We start from the raw sequence: 24848 nt of genomic DNA on the forward strand, positions 1-24848 counted from the left end.
TATGAGTGCAGAAAGATATAATAGGCAGATCATCCTGAAAGGATTTGGAGAGGAAGCACAACAACTGCTTTTAAGGGCAAAGGTGCTGGTAATCGGTGCAGGCGGTTTGGGCTGCCCGGCATTACAGTATCTCGCAGCAGCCGGAATCGGCCATATCGGTATTGTTGATGACGACACCATTTCTCTATCCAATCTGCACAGGCAGATTTTGTTTACCACGACCGATATCGGAAAGTTAAAAGTTGAGGTTGCGGCAAAGCGCCTGCAGGAAATGAATACCCAGATCGGAATTATCCGCCACCCGATCCGTTTGCAAAAAAACAATATCCTTGATATTATATCCAGATACGACTACATATTGGATGGTACTGACAATTTCGAATCGAGATACCTCATTAACGATGCCTGTGCCCTACTCAATAAGCCGCTCATATTTGCTGCTGTATCAGGTTTCGAAGGTCAGTTGGCCATATTTAACGCACCAGACTATTTACCCAGCACCAATTATCGTGATATTTTCCCCATTCCACCAGATAAGGGTGAAATACCAAATTGTGCTGAAAATGGTGTTTTAGGCGTATTACCTGGCATACTGGGTACAATGGCCGCAGCAGAAACTATTAAATTAATTGCGGGGATCGGGCAGCCCCTCAGCAATCAAATATTAAATTATAATTTACTTACACAAGAACAATATACCATCAACGTCAGTCATGGCGGAGGTTACACCCTACCCAAAACTGTTGATGAATTTTTAAATATGGATTATCAGGATACCAGTGAAGGACCACAGGGATATATAGAAATTGATGCCAGCGAACTGGTTAAAATTCAACAGCTAGAGTCAGTTATTTTAATAGATGTACGCGAAAGACACGAACTGCCGGTATTGGATAAACAGATTTTTACACAGATACCAATGTCGGAGTTTGGTGCTTTTATGAGCAAGGAATTTTACCAAAAACACGTGGTTTTAATCTGCCAGCACGGAATCAGAAGTGTAGCCGCAGCTGAGGCATTGCAGGAAAAATATGGTGATGCAAAAAAAATATACAGTTTAAAAGGTGGCATTGTAAAGTGGAGAGATCATTTTCTCCGATCATAAATATGAGCGAAAAGAAGATAAAAAATATATTTGTAAACGGCCGGATAGAACCTGCTTTTATAGCCGCGAGCATCGCCAAACACAGCAGTAAAACAGCGATTGGGGGCCACAGTATATTTATGGGCCAGGTGAGAAAGGATGAAATTGAAGGCAAATTTGTTGCTGCAATCGAATATACCGCTTATGAAGAGCTTGCGCTCAAAAAAATGCACCAGATCAGGGAAGATATTTTCGCGAAATACCCGCTAAACTGTATGCATATTCATCACAGTTTGGGCACGGTAAAAGCTGGCGAAATCTGCCTCTTTGTTTTTACTTCATCCGCGCACCGCAAACCTGCAATTGAGGCTTGCAGCGAAGTGGTAGACCGTTTAAAGGCAGAATTGCCGATATGGGGCAAAGAAATATTCGAAGACGAAACACACCAATGGAAAGAAAATACATAAAATGGTAAACATCACAAAAAAATCCAACACCTTAAGGATTGCTATTGCAACTGCTACCGTTAAGGCATCGAAACAGGAAACTATTGATGCCATTGAGCAACGTAAAATACCCAAAGGTGATGTGTTTGAATTTGCCCGTGCAGCAGGCTTATTCGGTGTAAAAAAAACCAGCGATGTCATCCCTGATTGCCACCCGCTCCCAATAGAATATACAGCTATTACCTACGAAATTGTGGGTTTAACGATTATCATTACCGTAGAGGTACATACCATTTACAAAACGGGTGTTGAAGTTGAAGCCATGCATGGCGCTTCGGTAACGGCTTTAACGATATACGATATGCTGAAGCCAATTGATAAAGGCGTTGAGATTGAAAATATCAGGTTACTGAAAAAATCTGGGGGAAAATCAGACCTTAAAAACGCGAGGTTCCCCGAAATAAAAGCTGCAGTTGTGGTATGTTCAGATGCTGTTTTCGAAAATAAAGCACAGGATAGTTCAGGAAAAGCGATTGTCTCACATTTAACACAATGGGACATCAATGCCGAAAAATATGAAATCGTACCTGATGAGCTGAATATCATCAGGGATAAGGCCAGCGAGTTAAGCAAAAGTGGTTATCAACTGATTATTTTTACAGGAGGAACGGGGCTTTCGCCACGCGATGTAACGCCTGAAGCCATTGCACCGCTAATCGACCGGAACATTGAAGGCATTATGGAAACCACCCGCCGTTATGGGCAGGAACGTATGCCCTATGCCATGCTTTCGCGCGGTGTAGCAGGATTTATCGGAGAAACTTTGGTGCTTACCTTCCCAGGTTCGAAAAGAGGCGTAGAAGAAAGTATGGATGCGTTATTTCCACAAGTGTTGCACTTGTTTAAGGTGATAAAGGGAGAAAAACATTAAATCGCTAGTCGGGATTTGCAATCCCGTCTCAAGAGCTAAGGATTTGTAATCCTTAATAAGATATAAGTCAAAAATGCGGATTGAAAATCCGCAGCACGGAAGGTCGGGATTATAAATCCAGACCAACAATATATTTAAGCTAAAATTTATTCCGCCAGCAACCCCACTCCCATGGCTGGTGGCTCGCCAGCAAATCCAGCATCCAATTATTAGGTTGGTGAGCCACCAACCTTGAATACAGTTAGTCGGGATTTGCAATCCCGTCTCAAGAGCTAAGGATTTGTAATCCTTAAATAAGATATAAGTCAAAAATGCGGATTGAAAATCCGCAGCACAGAAGGTCCGGATGATAAATCCGGACCAACAATATATTAAGCTAAAATTTATTCCGCCAGCAATCTCTTAATGGCAATTACCGGAATCGCATTTTTAAAGGACATCTGAGGATTAACCTTTTGTTGTGGATTTCCATACAAAGCCAGGGCCGAAGAAACTAAACCGATCAGGTTTCCACTGCTATCTACTATTGGCCCACCGCTCATTCCTAAACTGTAATCGGCCGTTACCGCCATTCTGAAATCTTCATCTTCTTTTTGGTTTGATGGATTTCGGATAAAATTCCGGGCAACAATTCCTTTGCTAAAAAAGTAGGTAATATGTGCGGGATGTCCCATAACGTAAATGTCCGCGCCTTCCGGGGCTGTATCTCCAAGGGATACCGCATTCAGTTTAAGCTTTCCTAAATTACCTATTTTAACAATGGCCAGATCATTTACTTTTGAGCAGGCCAAAATCCGGGTAATGGGGTAAAAGATACCCTCACTCGTCATGGCGAACATGGGTTGATTGTTCTTTCTTAGGGTATCACCAAACATTTCCAATACGTGATAATTGGTTAATAATATACCATCCTCATCCAATATAACAGCCGTTGCACGCAATCCACTCGAGATCAACACCAAAGTAGAAAGTTTCAAACTTGGGTAAATCTCTTTACCCGAAAGTTCCTTTTTCGAAGGTTTGATAGGGGTTATTTTAATTTTAGTATTGACTGTTTTGTTCAATTGGCCTGCTACATCGGCCGATTTCAGGTAAGCACCACTTTGTGCTAATTCTTTAATCAAAGGTGCTACACGATCGAAACTAATCGCCCCCATTTCGTTCTCTACTTTTGTAATCTGGGCAAAGCCGGTAGAAGCCAAAGCCGAAAGAAGAAAGATGGTGATCAGTTTAATGCTTAATTTATTTTTCATGCCCTATAAAAAGTAATTGTATCATCAATATATAATTGTCATCCTGAGCCCGTGGAAGGACGAACTTCAATATCTTATAAAGCGTTTCGACTATTTGCCCCGATTCTTCTGTAAGCTCAACCTGACAAATTTATATGAGATTTTAATTAGCCAGGATTTGTAATCCTTAATTAAGATTCAGGATCTAAAAGATCCGGTAATCGAGCTAAAAGCATCAATAACGCATCTAAAAGCTCCGATCGACCACTTAAAAGCTCCGATGCACCACCTAAAAGCATCGATGCACCACCTAAAAGCATCGATTCGCCACTCAAAAGCATCGACTTGCCACTTAAAAGCTCCGATCGACCACCTAAAAGCTCCGATGCACCACCTAAAAGCATCGATTCGCCACTCAAAAGCATCGACATGCCACTCAAAAGCTTCGATGCACCACTTAAATGCTCCGATCGGCCACCTAAAAGCTCCGATGCACCACCTAAAAGCATCGATTCGCCACTCAAAAGCATCGATGCACCACTTAAAAGCTTCGATCGGCCACTTAAAAGCTCCGACGTCGGACCTAAAAGCTTCGATAGACTAGCTAAAAGCATCAGCGATGAACCTAATCACACCAAATTGGGGTGATTAGGTAATTCAGACATCAACCATTATTTCAAAATGCTTTCCAATTTCTTATCCAGTTGATCACCTCTTAAATCTTTTGCGATGATTTTTCCTGATGCATCAACCAGGAAACTCGTTGGGATTGATTTAATACCATATTCAGCGGCCAGATCGCTTTTCCAGCCTTTAAGATCAGAAACATGCATCCAACCCAACTGATCCGCCTCAATTGCTTTCAGCCAGGCATCTTTTTTATTATCCAAAGAAACACCGATTATCTCAAAACCTTTGTTATGATACTTGGCGTAAGCTTTTACCAAATTCGGATTTTCCTTACGACATGGTGCACACCAGCTTGCCCAAAAATCGACCAATACTACTTTTCCTTTTAAAGAGGAAAGCGTCACGTTTTTCCCATCGCGATCTGGCAAGGTAAAATCAGGCTTTACACCAATTCCCGTTTTAGCGCTAATGGCTAAAGATGCCGCGATTTCCTTTCCATAAACAGAATTTTTTCCTGCTGTTGTTAAGGCTGCGTAGGTACTCTTTGCTTTTTCCAGGTTTGGGTAATTGATAAACCTATCGATGATGATATAAGGTGTGACCCCAGAAGATGGGTATTTTTTCACCATTGCTTCCACTGAATCCACTAATCTTTGATTTAGTTTACTAAACTCAGCATCAACATAGGTCCGATCGCCATCCTTACCTAAACTATCCAGCTTTTTATATAATTGCCCGGCCCGGGCTGTTATCGTTTGCCAGCCTTTAGTCCACTCCTGCCAGATGTGCTGGTCTTTTGCTCCAGTAATCGAAACTTCATTCAATTTTGCAAGGCTACCATTAATCACGACCTTTTCATTAGGCTGAACAGCCAATACCAGATGTTTTTTTTCTGCGCGGATGGCATAAATTAAAGTACCGGGAGCCGTTCCTTTAAAAGTAAAACTTCCGTTCTGTGCAACAACCGAATCGGTTATATTTTTATTATCGTAAGAGGTGCTTAAAAAAACCTTATTGTTACCAAGACCGTCTAATTTTCCGCTGATCTGATAGGTACCCGCAGTTTGCGCGATAGCAGTTGATCCGATCAGGCATAAAGCGCTGAATAAGATCGATTTGAATGTTGTATTGTATAATTTCATTTTTTTAAGGTTTTAGATTAATATTTATAAGCTACATCAACAATTTTCCCAAAGCCGGTAAATTGTTTGGTGGGTTCGCCCATGGCCCCTGTTTGACTAATGGCAAAGTAATAAAGCTTGCCTTCGGTACCATTCCAGGTACCTACAACCAGGCGGGATTTTTTAACTGCATCTTTATCGTTAAAATTGTATTTGGCATACTTAACTACCGTAACCTGTTCGTTGGCGGGGAAACTGTAAGTTTCTACAATGGTATTTGATCCGGTTTCATATCTGGATAATACATTGTTATTGCTATAATAAATGTGTCCGGTATTGGTAGAACCGGCAGCAGCAGTATAATTTAAAATACCCGGTGCGTTCATCAAGGTTTTGCTCACCGATAGGTTTGGGGTTGCTGTACTGGTATTGATAGTTTTGAAGCGCAACAGGTAAGCATCACTTCCGCTTTTCATAATGGCATTGTAGTTATGCACCACATCGGCCGAATCCTGAAAAATCATCGTCATACCCACATTGTTCATATCAAAGGCAGGCGAACTTGCATTTGCAGGCAGTGGTGTTAACGATCCTGCAGCAGGTGTGGCACTAAAGGCAATAATGGTATAGAAACGCTGTGCGGTGTTATCATAAACAATAGAGGCTACATTTGGTCCGCCAGCGGTGTACGGTGCCAGAGCATAATTGGTATTGCCCTGATCGTTTAAAGCAATATCTCCCCATTTTTTCACGCCCGGAAAACCGCCCACCAGGTTTGAATGTGCTTTTCCATTGTTGATTACAATACCGATGTTTGGTGATCGTGTAGCTCCAGACGTGGTGGAAAGCCAGGTCATTACTTGCGGTTTGATGATACCCGGCGCACTAAAAAACTCAAAGCTGTAATCGAACTTTTTAACCATCGTTAAATAATTATACTCCTGGCTTCCGCTTTCCGCAAGGATATACAGCCTTTTCCCAACAGCAGAAATATCATCCGTGACCACAAAAGGGGTTAATTCCAGCTTTTTCGGGCCAAGTAAAGGCGTAGTATTTCTACTGCTATAAATCTGGTGTTCTACTGTACTATCGGGAAAAATGAACGACATATCGCCTTTTCCCGCCTGATCTTCAAGCACGAGCCAGCCATTTCCATATTTATTACCGATCGTAACCCGGTAGTTAAAATACGAGCTTACCCCTGTTTCAGTGTCTTTCACCTGTAAGCGCAGTACATAGGGCTCGCCAAGGATAAAGGGATCGCCTTTTATTGGATATTTGAGCTCATACTGATCGGATATTTGAGTGCGCGGAGAAGCTAAACTGATGGCGCCATTGCTATTGTATACTAACCAGGAAAACTGAAGTTTATTTATTTTCTCCGCCATGCTTAGGGTTAATGCAGGCTTTAATTTAAGGGTGTCGCCCTGAAAAACGGTGATATTGGTTAATGAAAGCGGATCGCTGATCAATACGGTATTGATCGGTGTAAGCCCTTCATTACTTTCATCTTTAGTACAACTTTGCAGCATTGTGGCCACCATGCATAGCAAAGTGCCAACTAACTTATAGTTTTTTATATTGATCTTCATGTTATGTTTGATAGTGGTTGATTAAGGAAAATAAACCTGTGCGCCGTTCTCGTCAATCAACGGACCATTTTGCTGGTTATATTCTAACAGGGCATTTCTGGCTCGCTGCGATAGGTATCGCGAATCTTGTGGAAGCGGCGAACTGTTCCAGTTGGTTTTACCGGTAACCGTAAGCAAAAATCTAAATTTCACCTGTGAATATTCGCCGAAATAGTTTTTCCAGGTGGTTTCCCAATTGGTCGGTTTCGATAAAATATCTGTAATGGTTAATTTGTAACGTAGTTTTGTAGGAAAACCAGCTTTAAGCTCGGTATTGTCTTTGATATCGAAAATCACCTGAACCGTACTATCCTTTAAACCAGCTTTACGGTACACATATACTGGCACCGTTGCTGCAAACTCATTGGCTTTCACAATTGCAGGTCCTAATTTATAATGATAACCTGCTTTTGCGGTTGCCCCGTTTCTCACGACTAAGTTTATGGCCCGGTCTACAGGAGCAGCATTGCCAATAATCCTGTAAGTCATGAGTACAGTATCGGTTACCTTTGAGGTTGGCGCCGTTGCAAAGGTATATTCGGTACTATCAGGTAAGGAATATACATAAATAGCCGTTGACTCATCAAACAAGAGTGTTTTATCTTTACTACAGGAAACAATAATGGATAAAATCACCAATATTGCAAGCCCGTTTTTTAAAATTGATTTCATAGTCATAATCTTAATTTCCAGATGATCCAAATTCCAATTCTGTGTTAGGCAGAGGGAAGATATATTTAGCCTTCGTCATTGCTACCATACCGCTGCCATTGGCTATAGATGCCAGATTTTTGCGTTTATAGTAAAACCAGAGCTGCCCTTCTGCATAAAACTCTTTTCTATACTCCAGTAAAATCTGTGTGTCTAAGGCTTCGGTAGATGCAGGGACAGTAATCTCCGGGATCAAACGGTTTGTGCGTACCACATTCAGGTATTTTGCTGCATCCGTAAGTGTTGCTGCCGATTCTGCTGCGATATAGTACATTTCGGATAATTTAATAACCGGAATAATCCTTTGCGCCACATTGCTTGCATTATCACTATAGTATTTTTTGGTGTAAACAATGTTAGCCGAAACTTCGTTCCACAAACTTTTTGATGCCGTGATGGATCTGATATCGGTGCCATGGTTAGGGAGCGTTGGCTGATAAATGGTGGTTAGGTTTGCCTTTGTGGTCCATAAATCTGTTGTCTCTCCCGTTGCCCCGGTATTTTTAAATACATCATCAGCAACCGCCTTTAAACCTGAAACGTAAATTGAAAAAACATGTTCCCTGCTAAAGGTAAGATCGGAAGTAGTGGCTGTAGGATCTATATTTAGCGTGCTCTGGTTTGTGAAAGTAAATTTCGCGCTATTAATAACATCGGTAGCATATTTAAGCGCATTCACTTTATCGCCTTTATATAAATATAACCTCGCCAATACTGCTTTTACAGCCCAATAGTTTAAATGGTTCTGACGGAACTGCAAAAACACATCAGGGTTGGTGCTTCCCTGATTATCGGGAATGGGATCTATCGTTTGATTGATAGACAACAACTGTTCTGCTTCTTTAAGATCGGCTTCGCAAAGCAACAACGCTGCACCAACCGAAACCCTCGAAGTGGGTGACACCGTAAAAGCTTTTAAATAGGAAATGGATTGTGCATTTGCATTTGTCCCATCTGCATACACATCAGAAAAAAGGCGGATCAGATCAAAGTGTAAAAACCCGCGCATGCCAAGTGACTCGCCTTTAACTATTCTTTTGGTGGTTTCATCCAATACTCCATTATCTACATTTTTAAGCACATAATTGGCCTGTGCAATACTGGAATAACTGTTGGCAAAAGTGGCGTCAACAATGGCTTGAACCTCCGCATCGGTATAATTATAAGCAGCCAGTTTTGCGTATAAGCTGGTTCCTATAGATTTGTTCTCATATTGTTGTGCAAGAATGTCCAACAGTCCAAAGGTTAAATTGCGGCCATAACCCGACGATTTTGCCGAATTTTGATAGATCCCAAATAAGGCATCTGTAAAGCCCTGTTTAGTACTAAATTGGGCATCCTCTTTAATCTGTGTTTTTGGTGTTACATCAAGCCATTTTTTGCAGGATGTAAACAACAACAGCACCGCCAGGATAAATGCCGGAAATAGTTGTTTAATAGATTTCATATCATTTAAAATTAATGGTCGGTTAAAATGTGGTTTGCAACTGTAGCGTATAACTTCTGCTGAAAGGATAGTCTAAACCGCGTTCGCGTTTGATACTGGCTATCCTGAATACATCACTTGTAAACAGCGTGATTTTGGTATTCTGCAAGCCTAAACGTTTATTCAGTTTGTCTGGTAAGCGATAATAAGCCGACATACTTTCTCCTGTAATGAAGTTGTTTTTCTGCACAAAGCGCGAAGTAACATAAGTAATGTTGGTGTTTACAGCACCCGCAAAATTCACAATTGCACGGTAAAGCGCTACATCACCCGGCTTTTGCCAGCGTTCTTCTGCAACTCTTCTATCCACATTGTACTGGTTTACATTCACATTCTCAACCCGGTCTACAAGCGTTTGGTTATAAGCATCGCCACCCACATTAAAGCGGAGGTAAACATTTAATCCAATCCCTTTAATTTCTAAATTGGTTCCAAAAGTACCTGATAACGTTGGTGTTGCATCTCCGATAATCACCTGATCGGCAGGATCGTAAGTGGTGGTGATGGTGCCATCGCGTTTTTTAAACAGTTCATTTCCAGATGCCGGGTCAATGCCCAATGATTCTACGCCCCAGATTACATTAACCGATTGCCCCTCGGCATATCGTGGTAGCGGCGTAGCGGATAACGTGGTATTTGCCCTATCGTTTAAGGCTTTTATGGTAGAAGAAATCTTTTCAATTTTATTGGTTACATGGAATACATTGGCAAATACCGAGAGATTGTTCCTGCTGGATGGAGTGGCAATGATATTGTAACGGCCATAAAGCTCATATCCCTTGTTCACCACATCGCCCATATTATCGTAGTAACCTGTAAAACCACTTGAGGGTGCACTCGAAATGAAGGCAATACTGCCTTTAGTACGCTCGTTAAAGTAATTGGCATTTAAGGTAAACCTGTTAAACAAGGTGATATCTAAACCGATATTGCTTTTTAGCGTTTTTTGCCAGGCCAGTGCCGAATTACCATAACCCAGTAAATAAGAGGCTATCACACCACGGTAATCGCGATCGGTATAATATTGGCTTGTGGTTATCCCCTTATAACTTTCGAAACTTTCAGAGCCGGTTGTACCAATGGTATACCTTAACCTTAACTCGTTTACGGAACTGTTTCCTTTTAAAAACGCTTCATTGTGTGCGTTCCATCCCGCGCCCAACGACCAAAAAGGCGCAAATCTTTTGTCTGATCCAAATAGTGAAGATCCATCCAAACGATAAGTTGCATCTACCAAATACCTGTTATCGTACGCGTATGCCAAACGTGCAAGCGTACCAACCGATCTGGAGAGGCTTTCGGTACCAGTTGGGTGGGTATTGGCGGGATATTGGTTCCCTAAAATCAATTCACTTAAATTTGGGTTCGGAAAACCGATTACACGGATACTTTGTGTATTGTAAGAATTTTCCTGAATGTTAAGCGTTGCCGAAGCCGAGAAGAAATGTTTACCAAAACTTTTATTCGCCTCACCGGTTAAAAAGCCTTCCACACGTTGCGTTTTACCATAACCTTTGGTGTAAGAACCTTTTTCGAAGGTAGTTACATTGGCAAAAGAACTGTGTTGGGCCGGCAAGAAAATATCCGATTCATCCGACTGTTGGTTATAAGATAACCGGGCGGTTAATCTTAACCAATCTTTTGGTTGCCAACGGGTTTCAAAATTATTGGTTATCCTTTTATACGAAGTCTGATCTGTTATATTAAGTGATGCATTGTAAAGCGGATTTACCGGACGGCCAACATATCCGTTTAAATTATCATAAAAATCGGTTAAATTTGATCCAACCCTTAATCCTGTTTGAGGATCGATCACTTCTTCCAGATAAACCTTAAGATTTCCGGCGTCATCATAGGGGCTCCAATAAGGGTTAAGTTGCGCATATTGTCTAAAAGAACCATATGGCGAGTTATTCGATTTGTTAAATGCCAGTGTTAAATCGTTTCTAAACTGAAAATTCTTGATCCTATAGCTTAAAAAAGAATTGCCAGTTGTAGTCGTTCTATCTGATCCTTTCATGGCACCACTTTTCTGGTCGTAGGTAAGATTTAGGCCATAGGTAACGGCTTCAGCCCCACCTTCTACATAAATATTATGCTTTTGGCCAACGCCTGTTTGCAAAGGTTTAGCAATCCAATCGGTGTTAACCCCTTTTCTGATGGCAGCCAAACGATTTTCCCTTACCAGATCGAGTGCATTTTGAGTGGTGTTAAACGTATTCTTAAATACACCGGTGCGGTCTTCCAGATCGAATTTCTCCTGTGCGTTTAATAAATCGTAACCGCTTATATCCGGCTGCTCTACCACTACGCTTGCGTTGTACGAAACGCGGAGTTTACCTTCGGCAGGCCTCACCTGTTCAATTACAATTACACCGTTTGCTCCTCTGGATCCGTAAATCGCTGTTGCACCTGCATCCTTTAAGATGGTTACACTGGCAATCCGGTTCATATCGAGATCGTTTATTCTTTGTAGAGAGGTTTCAAAACCATCTAATATGAACAGCGGTGCATTTGGTGCTGACTGATAATTAAACGGATCGGCCTGTGCGCTCTGTCTGATATCAACTAAAGTATTTCCTCCGCGTAAAACAACATCAGGCAGCACATTCGGATTAGAACCTGTATTTAGGTTTTCGGGCAACTGAAAAGATGGATCGAGCGATTTTAACGCCGTAAGCACATTATTATTCGAAACTTTCGACAGCTCTTGCGCACCAAAGGTTTTTGCTGCACCTGTAAAGGTAGATTTAGATTGCGCAAAAATACCGGTTACCACCACTCCGCTTAGCGATTGAGCCGTTTCATTAAGTGCAATATCCAGTTTGGTACCGGTAACAGTCACTTCTTTCGATTCGTACCCTACATAACTCACCTGTAATATGGCTCCTCTAACGGCCGTAATCCGGAAATTACCACGCGCATCGGTAACTGTTTTTGCGCCCGAGTTTTTTAGCTTTAGGTTAACACCAGGGAGACGATCTTTCGTTTTGGCATCGTAAACCGTTCCGCTAATTACAGAATCTACTACGGCTGATGGAGATCGGTCTAATTTTCTGATCACCACGATGCGGTTATCAACAGAAAAGGTTAAGGGCAAACCGGAAAGTGTTTTTTGAATGGCCTGTTCGATAGATGCATTTTTGATGCTCAGTTCATTGATATTTATATTACGGACAAGATCCTGGTTATAAAAAAAATCATATCCGCTCTGCAGCCTGATTTGCTTTAACACCTTCTCCAGCGGAACATTTTTTTCAGTAATATTAATGTTCTGGGCAAAAGTTACGGCAGCACTGGTTTGCATTATCGTTATAATAAGGATAACAACGCTTAACTTCATAATAAGCAGTAATTTAAGGGCATAGCCGGGCGGCTTACCGATATTTCCGATAAAATTTTTATACATTTGAATAGTTTGGTCTCTACGTGTTACCGCCTATTTTAAGGTTCGCGGTAAACGTAATTGGTTGATAATCTTCACAAATTTTCAGTCTGGTTCCAATCTGTCGCCGGGTGATGTTTGCAGCATTCCCGGCTTTTTTATTGAACCATTATAACGTAACATTATTTAATCATAATGATCCTCCTTCCTTCAACTTTAAATTTCAGGTCGCCGGTGGCTTGCAACATCTTGATTACAGCCGATAGGTTCTGCGATCGGGAAACTACGCCACCAAAATGTAGGTTTTTGAGGTTTTCAGAATCATCGATCTCTACATCATACCAACGGCTTAACATCCGTAATGAAGTTTCCCCATCCTGACCGTTGAAAACAAAATCGCCGTTTTTCCAGGCAACAGCTGCCTCTGGGTCTGCTTCGGAGATTTTAATCTTATTGTTTTCAAAAACCGATTGATAACCAGGTTTTAACAGTTGTTCGTTCACTTTTACCGATCCTACCAACAAAGTGGTTATAATGGCAGGTTCATCAGCGTAAGCGTTGATGTTAAAATGTGTTCCCAATACTTCAACCTCATGTGCTTTACCATTGGTTTTTAAAGCCGGGGTAACTACTAAAAATGGCTGCGCTTTATTGTGTGCAACTTCAAAATAAGCTTCACCTTTTAATTCCACCTGCCTTTTATCAGCGCCTAAAAATGTAGTTGGGTATTTTAGCGACGAAGCCGCATTCAGCCAAACTTTAGTCCCATCAGGTAATAAAATCTGGTATTGCCCACCGCGTGGGGTTTCTATCGTATTGTAAGCCACCATTTGAGCGTCTTTTTCAACGGAGGCATGGTCATTTTCAATGGTGTAAACCAACTGACCATCGGCTGCTTTGGTAATCTTTATGCCCGCCTGTTCCGCGAGTTCTCCATTGCCAACATCGGTTAAACTAATTTTCCGGCCATCCGCAAGGGTTAAAAATGCCTTATTGCCACCAGGTGTAATTTCTTGCACGACATCTGCCCTGGGTGTTTGTACGTTGTGGTTAATTACATAAAAATAAATGCCAATGCTCAACATGAAAAGCACAAGTGCCGCAGCAGAAATACTTAACCACAAAGGCCTGGGTTTATGTTTAATACTGGAATTGATAAGCGCCCAGTTGTTTGTACGATCCTCAGCGAGTACAACCGAAGGCACACTTTCTTTGGAAGTTTCGTTTAGGGTTAAATACCAGGATTCTAACCAAGCCTCTTCTTCATCAGTGCATAGGCCTGACTGATATTTTTTTAAGAGATCTTTAAATTTATTGTCTTCCATAACGGAGCATTTGTTGGCTGCTTTATAGTAAGACTGTTCAGAAATATAAATCGGGGATATAAAATGTTAAAAAAGATGGATTTATTTATTTAGTGTTTCAAAAACAAGAATAATAGACCCGTTATGCAATAATATTTAAATAAAATTATCTATTTAGCAAATAAAAAATGATGATTGCAGGCCCACCAACCTTTAATCTCAATTGTTTTAGTGCTTTTTTAATCTGATCAGCAACGGTGTGCTCTGATAAATTTAATTTTTCGGCTATTTGTTTATTGCTTAGGTAATCTTTTCTGCTTAATTCAAAAATTTCGCGCATTCTTGGTGGTAAAGCGGCAATTTCTCTATTAATAATTTCGTTAAGCTGTTTTTCGCGGATCAGATAATCTGCTTCCATCGATCCGCTTTCTTTAAAATCCTGAAAAGATTTGCTGTAAACACTTACTACTTCCTTGTGTTGGATTAAAGAAAAAATCTGATTTCTAACCATCGTATACAAGTAAGCTGACAGATTTTGCACCTGAGTACCGGCCTTCATGTTCCAGAGTTTTACAAAAACCTCCTGAATCACATCATTTGCTTCGTCCCTATCCCTTAGTTTATTATAAGCATGTTGATAAAGAAGATCATGATAACGCTCAAAAATCTCAGCAAAGGCTTTTCTATCGCCTTCCATCGAAGAAGCCAGTAATGCTAAATCTGTACGCAACTGTAAATTATCCAAAATGGGATGTTTAGAATTTATAGGGATAATAAGCTCATCATAGGGGGTAGACTAAGAGCGTTGCTACGGTAAAACTAATAAATTTATAGACTTTACCATATTTTAAAGTGTCATTTTTTAAAACAAGCTTAAAATAATGAAATATTTTAAGCGAATTAGTCCATTAAGCCGGTAAAAATAAACACAGCAAAGAAATTAACCTATTTATTAGTAACCGATATAATATATTTCAACCTACAAAAAAAAACTGTATTGTCATTTTACGCATACAGAAATCCGATGGCATATAATTAATTGGACAAAGAAATTGTTGATATAAATCAAAGATCAAGAATATTAAATCTAAACAGTAAAAATCTCTTTTGTGATAAAAAATTAAGTCCTATTTTTGCGGCATGTCGTCTAAATATAAGATTTTATACTTTTTCCAGAATACAGATACTGCTATATTAGAAATCAAGCGTTTGGACCTGCCCAACAATGCAGATGCCGAAGCAACTTTTCATTGGCTTTATTTCGATAAAATCACAGGCTCTTTAATCAAGCTATGGTTTAGATCGATGGATTCTTCTACCGAAATTGAAGAACGTTATTTTGAACAGGGTTATCTAAAATTTAATAAAACAGAGGCTACCTATATCGAAAAACACAATTCTTCGCAACAAAAACTTAATAATATGGGCAATAGGGCGATTGGTGACGACATCAGCGAATTATTGGAAAATTACCTGAAATAATTCAGGCCATTTCTGGCAATTCCAATGCTAAACCAATTTTACTTAAAGGATACCGCGAAGCATGGAAGGTTTTAAGCGATGCACAAAAGCCAGGATACCATTCTTGCTTTTGCATACTTTCTAATAGCTGTGCGCAGGCCAGTACATCAGCATCTGCCTGGTTGATGGCATGGGCTACAAAATTAACGACGTCCCAAATGCCATCCATCATAAAAAACCTGAAGGTGGAGAGGATTGCAGACCATTGTACTTTTTTAGCCTGTAGCAAAAAGAACCGCGACACAGGACTGCACAAACGTTTAAAGGCCATATAATCTTCTTCTGCACCCTCCAGATTTAAAAGCCCATCGCTATAGGGAAGATTTACAATTTCTGCAGCAATTTTATCGCGGCCGTAGAAATAAGCACTTCCCGCACAGATGGAAGAAATCGATATCAGGGCTAAATGATCATAAATTTGAGGATGCATTTTCAATTTGCCATTACGCACAAAAACTAACCCACCTTTTTTGGCATTACCCAATTGATTATTCATTGCCGAAAGACTCAAAAGTTCAAATTCGCCAGCAAAATTAAGTGCGGTTACAAACTGCGCCGCAGCCATAAAAGTACCGCGATCAAGAGCTTTGTTGTTGATAACGGGTTCCTGAATTGAAAAAATAGAGAGTTGCAAAAATATTTAATTTGTTTGGTTCTGGCCGATTATACCGACACTAGCAAAAATAAAAATCCAGTCCAGAAAATAGCCATTCAAAACCTTTTTAAGGCGAATCAAAGCGGTAATTAACTAGAAATCAGCAGGAAATTTTTTCAACCTTTTTGTTCAGTAAATGATGTGTGCGGGTTAGCTATGGTTTTACCAAAATGCGGGCAAAAAAAAAGCAGGACTAAATCCTGCTCAAAATCTTTTGGGAAGAATTAAACAACTCTTACTTTCACTGCATTAAGGCCTTTTTTGCCTTCCTGAACTTCGTATTCAACTGTATCATTCTCTCTGATTTCATCAATCAGGCCTGATGCATGCACAAAAATCTCAGATCCGCTGTCTTCTTTAATAAAGCCAAAGCCTTTTTCTGAGTTAAAAAATTTTACTGTTCCGTTTTTCATTATACTGGATGTTTTTAAATTAAAAATCAAAAATAAGATTAAAACCCAAAAACCAAAATTACTGACAAAATAAAATTGAGAATTAAACATAAAAATATTTACAGCTGCGAAAATTGTTACGGCTATTTCACAGCTCCCGTATTTAAACACGAATATTTACCGAACTTATAAAGATTTCCTTTGTGCGATGGAAGAGTACCAATTAATGGGGTGCGATCTTAAATTCATGCCATCACTTTCGATGTGGTATAAAATGATCGGCATACTGAAATCGACAAAACGCTCTACCTGCCTGGAAAGTTTACCGAGAAAATCCATACTGGATATACCTTCTTTTAGATGAACATAAATTACACTGCCTGTCTTAAACTCAAAGCGCTCAACAACTCCTGGCCACTCTGCTTTTATCCTGGTGAGGAAAGCTTTGATTTTGGTCTCTTCTTTTAGATTTTCCATAAGCTTATCAGGTTTTTTGATATATGCTAATTTAAAAAATTATTCCTAATAAGATTAATTGTAACAGGACCTATACAATGACGTGGCAAAAAAACAATAAAAACAAAAAATTAAATTAAAACCAAGTGACTTGAGGGTAGTTTTTAAGAAAAAACATCCCTAATCAACTAAAAAACAAATACAGTATAAATAGCAGCTACTGTTCTTTCTTTTTGTCATTCTGAGCGTAACAAAGAATCTTTACATTTTAACCCTACAATAAACATCATACCATGTAAGCCTATACGATACAAAAGCTTCAAAACCTGTATGGATTGCATGGAGATTCTTTATTGCATTCAGAATGACAGTACAAAAACTTAATTTATAACCGAAACAATTTCTATATTTCCGCTTTCTACCCCTTTTCCTTTAACGCTCAGTTGTATTGCCCCATCCTTTTTACCTGATTGCAGCACTACCACCAGTTTTCCACTAAATAGTTTCATGGTTGGTTTTACAAACGATTCTAAAGAAGTGGCGTCACCGTTACAAACTGCTTTAAATAGCCCAGCTCCTTTTACCTCAAAACTTAAGGCATTGGTAGCTGTAGGACAAGGAATTCCATCTTTATCAACCACCGATACCGTTACAAAAGATAAATCTTTTCCATCGGCCGTAATTTGCTTTCTATCCGGCGTAAGTACAATTTTATAAGGTTTGCCTGCTGTGGTGATTTTTTCTTCTGCTACAGGTTTTCCATTGCCATCAAGGGCAACTACTTTTAATGTTCCGGGTTCGTATTTTACATCCATCCACATCAACCTGTAGCGGTTCTGTGGTGATGATTTATCTTTTTTCCGTATGCCCAGACTTTTACCATTCAAAAAAAGTTCGGCACTATCATAACTGGTATACACAAAAACAGGCGTAGTTTGACCTTCTCTTCCCGCCCAGTTCCAATGCGGAAGCAAATGCAGTGTTGGCTTTGTTTTATTCCAGCGGCTTCTGTATAAGTAATAGCGGTCTTTAGGTAAACCCGCAAGATCGGAAATCCCAAAATACGAGCTCCGCGACGGCCAGCTGTTATCGTAAGGCGTAGGTTCGCCAAGATAATCGAAACCTGTCCAAACAAATTCCCCGATTACCCATGGCTTATCGTCCTGCATTACAAAATCATCATCAGGTACGTTAGACCAGCTACAATATTCGAGATCATACGATGAAGACTGAAAATCAGGATACTGCTTATCAAATCCTTTTACCACCGGAAATTTATAAATACCTCTCGAGCTTACTGTTGACGCCGTTTCGGATCCCAAAATAAATCCCTGCGGAAAAACCTTGTTGGCTTCTTCATACAAATGCACCCTGTAGTTTAGTCCTGGAATATCCATAAGCGCACCAAAACCCGATTGCATGGTGGCCTTCACCTGGTCCATCCCTACGGTAACAGGGCGTGTAGGATCTTCGCGGTGAAAAATTTCCTGAAGCCATTTGGCCCTTTTTACACCTTCGGCACCAAACTGATCCGGCACTTCATTTCCAGAGCTCCACATCACGATACAGGGGTGATTTTTGGTCGCCTTTACCAGGTTAACAATATCTTTTTCAGCATCGGTATCAAAGTAAAGGTGATAACCATTTTCTACTTTCGCCTTTGCCCATTCATCGAAACTTTCGGCAAGGAACATAAATCCCATTTCATCACAGAGTTCCAGTTGCTCTGGCGAGGGCATATTGTGCGAACTCCTGATGGCATCGCAGCCCATCTCTTTCAAAATTGTTAATTGCCTTCTTAAAGCTGCTGTATTGATGGCAGCACCAAGCGGCCCCAGATCATGGTGCAAACAAACACCCTTAAATTTTCTCACCTGACCATTCAAACTAAATCCCGTTGCTGCGCTAAAGCTGATTGATCTGATTCCTACTCTTGTTTTCACCACATCCTTTAAAACAGTCCCCTCATACACACTCGATACTGCCGTATACAGGTAAGGCCTTTCCGGACTCCAAAGATTAGGCTTTTGGATTTCTATATTCTGATCAGTTTCATTGCCAAAGCTATTTTTGGCTGTATCAATCGCCACTTGTTTTCCCAAACTATCTATAATCTGCGTCACCAGGCGAAGGCCTTTACCGCTCAGTTTGGTTTTGATATTTATTTTAGCAAATTCTTTATTTACGATTGGCGTGGTAACAGTAATACCCCATTGCTCGATGCTTTTTTCGTCTTTGATGATCAAATGCACATTCCGGTACAAACCTGCACCCGGGTACCAGCGCGAAGATTTGGGCATATTCATCAAGTGAATGGCCAATACATTTTCATTCGCTTTTAAATCGTTGGTGATGTCGATATAAAAGTAATTGTAACCATAATTCCACTGTCCAACCTGTTTTCCATTCAGGTAAACGCGTGGCTTGCTCATGGCGCCATCTATCTGGAGCAACACCTTTTGGTTTGCCTGAAGTGCTGGCAGATTCAGTTTCTTCCTATACCAGCCCTCGCCGATATAAGGTAAAGCTCCGGTCCTGCCCGTTTTCTCACTCGCCTTGGTTTCATTATTCTGCGTGATGGCAATAAGCTGTTTGTCTATTTCTTTGTCGAAAGGTCCGCTAATGGCCCAATCGTGCGGAACAGAAACAGTTTCCCAGCGTGTATCATTAAAGGTAGCTTCGGCAGCATTTGGAAAATTTCCTTTCGAAAATTTCCAGCCTTCATCTAACAAGATTTCGGTTCTTTGCGCAATGGCTGTTAAATGGGAAAGCGCAGCTATAAAAAAGAGTGTGAATATTTTTTTCAATCGGAACATGTAACTGACGGTTATTTTAAATAGATAGATTCGATACTGATATTGACTGGTTTGGTATTAACACCATAACCAAAAGTAACTTCAAGTTTCTCGGCATTTTTTATACTGAATGCCATTTGATTTGATGATGGATAATAAAGTGGCAAAAAGCCTGGATAAGGACGCGGCAACAACAGTTGTGAATCGTTTTTAAGTTGATTTAAAGGGATTTCGATCAATTTAAAATCTTTTCCGGCAAGAATTTCAGTTGCAAAGAAATGTGCATCTGTATCGATTAAACCGACCTTAACTTTTGTATTTTCAATATTCGCCTTAACTTTAACGACTAATGTTTTTAAACGATTCAGTTCTGTAATCCTGCCTGTCATTTTATCTGCAAAGAAACTTTGGAAACCCATTAAGCGGTCTTTTTTAGGCATATTTATGGATAGTTTCATCTGCAATACAGATGGATTTTCTGCGGAAACATAATCGACCTTATTATTCCCCCAATCGGGACTATAGATGTTGCTGTTTTTTCCATCGATACCCGCATTGAAGATTTCCAAAAGGGCATCCTTTGCAGCTACATCAGTTTGGTAACTTTCTGTTTCGAGTTTATCCCAGGCATTGGGATTCCCCTTTACATCGGCAGGAAAAGTAACATCATCACCATTTGCTTTATGAACAATGATCTGGTATTTGAGTAAACCATTTTTCACCAGCTCGGCTGGGACCGATGCAGCATATCGGTATTCCTGCGTTTTTTGCAATGGGATATTTTTCCAGCGGTTTGCGTTATTGAATTGAATAAAAGCAGAATCTTTTAAGCTTAAACCTGTTATCTCTGCATTTACCTGAAAGGAAACATCTTCTGAAACCGTTGATAATGGCTGATGTTTAACGAACACCTCCGCTTGTGAAGCTTTAGGGGCAACAAATTCGCCTAAAGTGATGTTTTGATAGATGTTCTGACCGTTTAAGTTGCTTTTCAGGTTTTTCCTTACCAGTAAATATACACCAGGGCTAACCATGAAATGATGTCGCGCTGCTTTCGAATCGAAAGTATTGCCTGTGTTTAATCCTTTGACCGTAAAATCAGAACCTAAATCAGGAAGATCAATTTCGATTGGTAAATTGGCCCAAATAATCCGTGTGACTTCTTTTTTGGGTGATGCCTTTTCAAAAGGATCTCTGATCTGAATGGCATCCGGCATCACTTCCAAACGCCAAATCCCTGTAGTAACTCGATCAATAAAGTAGGCTCCCCTGCCCTGATACTGAACAATTTCGGAACTTCCAACGCCAGCAATATGTTTTAGTTTTTTGACATCGATTATTTTCGAGGGAGTTGTATTCGAATAATAAAATTCCTCCGGGCTATTCATTTCGCTTAACGAACTTTTGTAATCGATTTTGAAAGGGCCAAAAACATTGCCGTTGTTCAAACTATCTATACGGGTAGCTTGGTGAAAAACCTTTGAAGCAATCAACATACTGATTGCCTTTGACGGTGTGTATGCAAGGTTTAAATAGTGCGTTTGATATTCGGTATTCGCATAGGCTGTTGCCATCGGATCGTAGGCAAACTGGGTCGCCCATTGAAAACCCGCAGTCCTGAAACTTCTGGCCATTGCAGGGTACATGATCGGAGCCATAACATCGCCTGCATCAAATTCATATACCGCTTTAGCACGGTTTTTAAAAACAGGAATGGTATCAAAAGGAATTTTATATTTCGCCACGTTCGGCAGATAATTCCCCTGTAAAGTATGTCCGGCAACCAAACCTGTTGGATACCACTGGAAGGTATGGCCCTGAACATCCGCTTTTACAATGGCATCGGCATACCAGGGCGATTCGCTGATGTTATAAAAAATGGGTTTCGTCCAACCGGTACTTTTAATGGCTGCCGTCATGCGGTTAACGTATTCGGTTGCTCTTTCTTTAGGGCCGCTGTGATGCGGTTCGTTATTGATCTCAGTGGCTAAAACATCAACATCCTGTTGGTAGGTTAAACCGGTATAAGGGTTTTTATGTTTAAAAAATTGTTTCAGGTAATTTTCCTGCGCTTTAAAAGCTTCTTCACTCACTACTGATTTATCCTTACCGTATTTATTGGCAAAGCTGCCTGTGCTTTCATCTTTCTCCGGATAACCATTTCCCCAAAAGGCTATTGGTGTAACCAGGGTTTTAATCTTGCGTTTTTTAAGTTCCGCTAACAAGAAATCAAATAAACGTAAATGTTCATTATTGATCAGATTACCTTCAGCATCTGATATTTCCTGATCCCAAACATGCACGCGGAAGGCATCTAAACCCAATCTGGAGAAATGATATACATCGTCTTTTATCGCTTGCTCAGCTGTAATGCCCATTCTCAAAATGGCCCGATTACCATAAGCAAAAGGTGCGGTATAATTTGTACCGAAAAAAGCGGCCTCTTTATGGTCTTTCTCCCAGCGGATTACACCTGAGGCATCTACATAAATACCTTGTTTATTTTGGGCATGGGTAACCATTGCCATAAATGTAAAAGCAGCTGAAAGAGATAGTTTTTTGAGTGAAATCATAAATAAAGTTTGTTGGTCGGGATTTGTAATCCCGACTTTATTAATATACGATTCATTTCGACCAGACTAGCCGAAATGATGCTTTCTGCCTGTGAATATATGTCTTTTTGTTAGTCGGGATTTGCAATCCCGACGCCTTTACTGCGGATTTTAAATCCGTGTCCTGCTAAGTCCGGATTGCAAATCCAGACCAACTCTAAGGCAGAAACGCATCCATGGCAACTGTTGGTTTGCCTGAATCATCAAAGGCACCCAATTTATAACCGCTCCAGCTGTTGTAAGATTGCGGTTCCCAATAAAAAACGCCTAAGCCTTTGTTATTTGGCAAGGATTTATTTTTCGCGATTAAATCTTTGATAAAGGCTTTGCAGGCCACTGCTTCAGAAACCGGCATCCCCAACTCACAAATCATCACTTCTGATCCATAACGCGAAACCATATCCGTCATATTGGCCAAACATTGTGTGTTTTTTGCCGACCAATCTGTAGCTCCAGGATACATCGACATGCCGATAACATCCCATTTGGCGCCATTATTTTTTAATCCATCGAACATCCATCTAAATAAACTGTTATCATAACCATTAGAGATATGCACCACCACTTTCGAACTTGGATTTACTGCTTTTACGCCATTATAACCCGAAAGCACAAGTTCTGCAAAGTTTTTCATGTTTACAGATGCTTTTCCATCGTTCCATAACATACCATTATTCGTTTCGTTACCTACCTGCACCCATTCCGGCACAATTTTATTGTTTTTTAAAACCGTTAAAACGTCAACGGTGTGGTTGTATACGGAAGCTTTTAAGGCAACAAAATCTTGAGATACCCATGCGGCCGGTTTATTTTGTTGGCCCGGATCAGCCCAGGAATCACTATAATGAAAATCGATCAGCAAACGCATGTTCATGGCTTTTGCCCTTTTCGCTTTGGCCAAAACGTCAGCAGTATTGCAATAACCTGCAGCTGGATTTACCCAAACCCTCAGGCGGATGGTGTTGATGCCCTTGTCTTTCAAAATCTGTAGCAGATCTTGTTGTGTTCCTGCAGCATTATAAAACTTTTTACCAGCCGCTTCCATTTCTGTGAGCCAGCTTACATCGGCACCCAAAGCATAAGTACCTATGGGATCTGGAGCTGGATAAAGCTGCGTTTCACCTTTGATTGATTTTTTGCAGCCTGCATTAATCAGGCTAAGCAGTAAAATAAGGCCTAGCCAGTTTATGGTTTTTATTTTTTTAAACATCTTTATATTCTTAAGCAAGTTTGAACTTAATTTTCAGTTGTTCTTATTTCAACTTTTCGCGATGTATTTAACCACAGATGCTTAGGATAAGTACAGATAAAACATCTGTGGTTAAATTCCATCTTTATTTATTTAACGGAATAGGTATAATTTCCATCACCCGCACTTAAATCCAAAGTAACCGTGAAAACACCTGTTTTGGCAACTGGGATATTGATACCGCCCCAGGTTGGCGCACCGGCATAAACCAATGCACCATTGGCATCAACTTTATAACTGATATCATATCCACCATTACAGGTAAATACAAATGTTTTGCCCGCAGTTAACGAAACATTGGCAGCAACCCATTTATCGGTTGTAGCATTGTAAATTAATGGTGTTGATGAGGTGCTCCAGGCATTGTCATCACCTGAAATAAAGAATTTAACAGGTGTATAGGTGATGGTTAACGCGTCTACATCGGCATTTACTTTCATATAGGCAGGTGCGGGCGAAAGATATAAATTACCTCCTGTTAAACTCATTGTGGTTGAAGTGCCTCCCCAACCGTAAACTTTACTGGCATCTTTGGTTGATACCAATTGAAAGGCATCTCCTCCATATCCATCCGCATTTGGAAGATTTAAGTATCCCTCATATTTAGAATTGAATTTGGCCGAGGTTAACACAAAACCATTGGTCCGTGTTGTTGGTGTTTTCCAGGAGTTGCCACCTTTTACGATTAGTGCAGGATATTCTATAGTGGCTTTGTATGGGTTAACCACCATGCTTAAACTAGAATAAATGGGTTTGATGGTAGAAGCTGTTCCGGTATTCTGTGTTACTTCGGCTTTTAAGCGTACCACTAGCGTGCTTGCAACGCCTGTTGGCAACAATAACTGATTGGCCAAAAGAGAATTGAAATCTGTTCCTAAATATGCCTTTTCAAAAGTACCCACAGCAAGTTTAACCACTACGGCATTCGCCCAGGCATTTGCGCCAACAGTATCAGCAGGCACATCAAATTCGAGAGAATAGGTTGGGATAACGCTTACGCCAAAATTTGCAGCCTTAAAGCTGAAAGTAGCTACATGGCTTGCATCATTGGCAGATGTTAATACCACATTGGCCGCCGAACTTTTAAAAGCCAGACTAGCCGCATCTGGCAGGCTAACTATATTTGTACTTTCTTCTTTTTTACAACCAAAAAACAGGCTGATTAAAAACAAAGTATAGATGATCTGAATAAATTTTTTCATAATAA

Annotated in this window: 20 protein-coding genes; 4 read left to right on the top strand and 16 right to left on the bottom strand. The window is 40.3% G+C overall.

The features are described 5' to 3' along the window. Position 1: 1 nt before the first annotated feature. The 3 genes from AC04Q1_RS06575 to moaCB are packed head-to-tail and all read left to right on the top strand — an operon-like array spanning position 2 to position 2461. Entirely contained in the window at positions 2-1105 is a 1104-nt protein-coding gene (locus AC04Q1_RS06575; protein ID WP_478362994.1) for a ThiF family adenylyltransferase, read from the top strand. 2 nt (positions 1106-1107) lie between these two features. Then, entirely contained in the window at positions 1108-1551 is a 444-nt protein-coding gene (locus AC04Q1_RS06580) for a molybdenum cofactor biosynthesis protein MoaE (RefSeq protein WP_478362996.1), read from the top strand. A 1-nt stretch (position 1552) separates the two neighbouring features. Then, positions 1553-2461, top strand: coding sequence for a bifunctional molybdenum cofactor biosynthesis protein MoaC/MoaB (gene moaCB, locus AC04Q1_RS06585; RefSeq protein WP_478362998.1), 909 nt, complete (start codon positions 1553-1555; stop codon positions 2459-2461). Between the two features lie 383 nt (positions 2462-2844). Here moaCB and AC04Q1_RS06590 read toward each other — a convergent pair whose 3' ends face one another. The 9 genes from AC04Q1_RS06590 to AC04Q1_RS06630 form a co-directional block, all read right to left on the bottom strand. Beyond that, positions 2845-3714, bottom strand: coding sequence for a S1 family peptidase (locus tag AC04Q1_RS06590; RefSeq protein WP_478362999.1), 870 nt, complete (start codon positions 3712-3714; stop codon positions 2845-2847). A 170-nt stretch (positions 3715-3884) separates the two neighbouring features. Continuing rightward, complete coding sequence (locus AC04Q1_RS06595; protein WP_478363001.1) at positions 3885-4307, bottom strand: hypothetical protein; 423 nt, start codon at positions 4305-4307, stop codon at positions 3885-3887. Positions 4308-4364: 57 nt separating this feature from the next. After that, positions 4365-5465 carry a redoxin domain-containing protein gene (locus AC04Q1_RS06600; protein WP_478363003.1) on the bottom strand — a complete coding sequence of 367 codons (1101 nt, stop codon included), beginning with the start codon at positions 5463-5465 and terminating at the stop codon, positions 4365-4367. A 17-nt stretch (positions 5466-5482) separates the two neighbouring features. Further along, entirely contained in the window at positions 5483-7036 is a 1554-nt protein-coding gene (locus AC04Q1_RS06605) for a PKD-like family lipoprotein (RefSeq protein WP_478363005.1), read from the bottom strand. A gap of 21 nt (positions 7037-7057) precedes the next feature. Beyond that, positions 7058-7747 carry a DUF4843 domain-containing protein gene (locus AC04Q1_RS06610; protein ID WP_478363007.1) on the bottom strand — a complete coding sequence of 230 codons (690 nt, stop codon included), beginning with the start codon at positions 7745-7747 and terminating at the stop codon, positions 7058-7060. 10 nt (positions 7748-7757) lie between these two features. Further along, the gene (locus AC04Q1_RS06615; RefSeq protein WP_478363008.1) at positions 7758-9233 is read right to left on the bottom strand and encodes a RagB/SusD family nutrient uptake outer membrane protein; all 1476 of its coding nucleotides are present in this window, start codon (positions 9231-9233) and stop codon (positions 7758-7760) included. A gap of 22 nt (positions 9234-9255) precedes the next feature. Beyond that, positions 9256-12681 carry a SusC/RagA family TonB-linked outer membrane protein gene (locus AC04Q1_RS06620; RefSeq protein WP_478363010.1) on the bottom strand — a complete coding sequence of 1142 codons (3426 nt, stop codon included), beginning with the start codon at positions 12679-12681 and terminating at the stop codon, positions 9256-9258. 158 nt (positions 12682-12839) lie between these two features. Further along, positions 12840-13982: a FecR family protein gene (locus AC04Q1_RS06625; RefSeq protein ID WP_478363012.1), complete on the bottom strand. Its 1143-nt coding sequence runs from the start codon at positions 13980-13982 to the stop codon at positions 12840-12842. Between the two features lie 145 nt (positions 13983-14127). Beyond that, positions 14128-14706, bottom strand: a complete 579-nt coding sequence (locus tag AC04Q1_RS06630) for an RNA polymerase sigma factor (RefSeq protein ID WP_478363013.1) — start codon at positions 14704-14706, stop codon at positions 14128-14130. Between the two features lie 395 nt (positions 14707-15101). On the opposite strand from AC04Q1_RS06630, the gene AC04Q1_RS06635 reads away from it, so the two are divergent. Further along, entirely contained in the window at positions 15102-15443 is a 342-nt protein-coding gene (locus AC04Q1_RS06635) for a hypothetical protein (protein WP_478363015.1), read from the top strand. Position 15444: 1 nt separating this feature from the next. Here the strand turns inward: AC04Q1_RS06635 and AC04Q1_RS06640 are convergent, their stop codons facing one another. The 7 genes from AC04Q1_RS06640 to AC04Q1_RS06670 all read right to left on the bottom strand — a co-directional run bounded on the left by AC04Q1_RS06640 (position 15445) and on the right by AC04Q1_RS06670 (position 24843). Then, positions 15445-16116: a hypothetical protein gene (locus AC04Q1_RS06640; protein ID WP_478363017.1), complete on the bottom strand. Its 672-nt coding sequence runs from the start codon at positions 16114-16116 to the stop codon at positions 15445-15447. Positions 16117-16361: 245 nt separating this feature from the next. Further along, positions 16362-16550 carry a cold-shock protein gene (locus AC04Q1_RS06645; RefSeq protein WP_055906587.1) on the bottom strand — a complete coding sequence of 63 codons (189 nt, stop codon included), beginning with the start codon at positions 16548-16550 and terminating at the stop codon, positions 16362-16364. Positions 16551-16715: 165 nt separating this feature from the next. Next, complete coding sequence (locus AC04Q1_RS06650; protein WP_478363020.1) at positions 16716-17006, bottom strand: hypothetical protein; 291 nt, start codon at positions 17004-17006, stop codon at positions 16716-16718. Positions 17007-17365: 359 nt separating this feature from the next. Further along, positions 17366-19801 (bottom strand): DUF4982 domain-containing protein, encoded by a 2436-nt coding sequence (locus tag AC04Q1_RS06655; protein ID WP_478363021.1) that lies wholly within the window; start codon positions 19799-19801, stop codon positions 17366-17368. An 11-nt stretch (positions 19802-19812) separates the two neighbouring features. After that, a complete protein-coding gene (locus tag AC04Q1_RS06660; protein WP_478363023.1) occupies positions 19813-22353 on the bottom strand; it encodes a membrane or secreted protein in 2541 nt (846 codons plus the stop codon). A 196-nt stretch (positions 22354-22549) separates the two neighbouring features. After that, the gene (locus AC04Q1_RS06665) at positions 22550-23602 is read right to left on the bottom strand and encodes a glycoside hydrolase family 53 protein (protein ID WP_478363025.1); all 1053 of its coding nucleotides are present in this window, start codon (positions 23600-23602) and stop codon (positions 22550-22552) included. Between the two features lie 128 nt (positions 23603-23730). Beyond that, positions 23731-24843 carry a SusE domain-containing protein gene (locus AC04Q1_RS06670; protein ID WP_478363027.1) on the bottom strand — a complete coding sequence of 371 codons (1113 nt, stop codon included), beginning with the start codon at positions 24841-24843 and terminating at the stop codon, positions 23731-23733. Positions 24844-24848 lie beyond the last annotated feature (5 nt).

The organism is Pedobacter humicola (assembly GCF_056490705.1).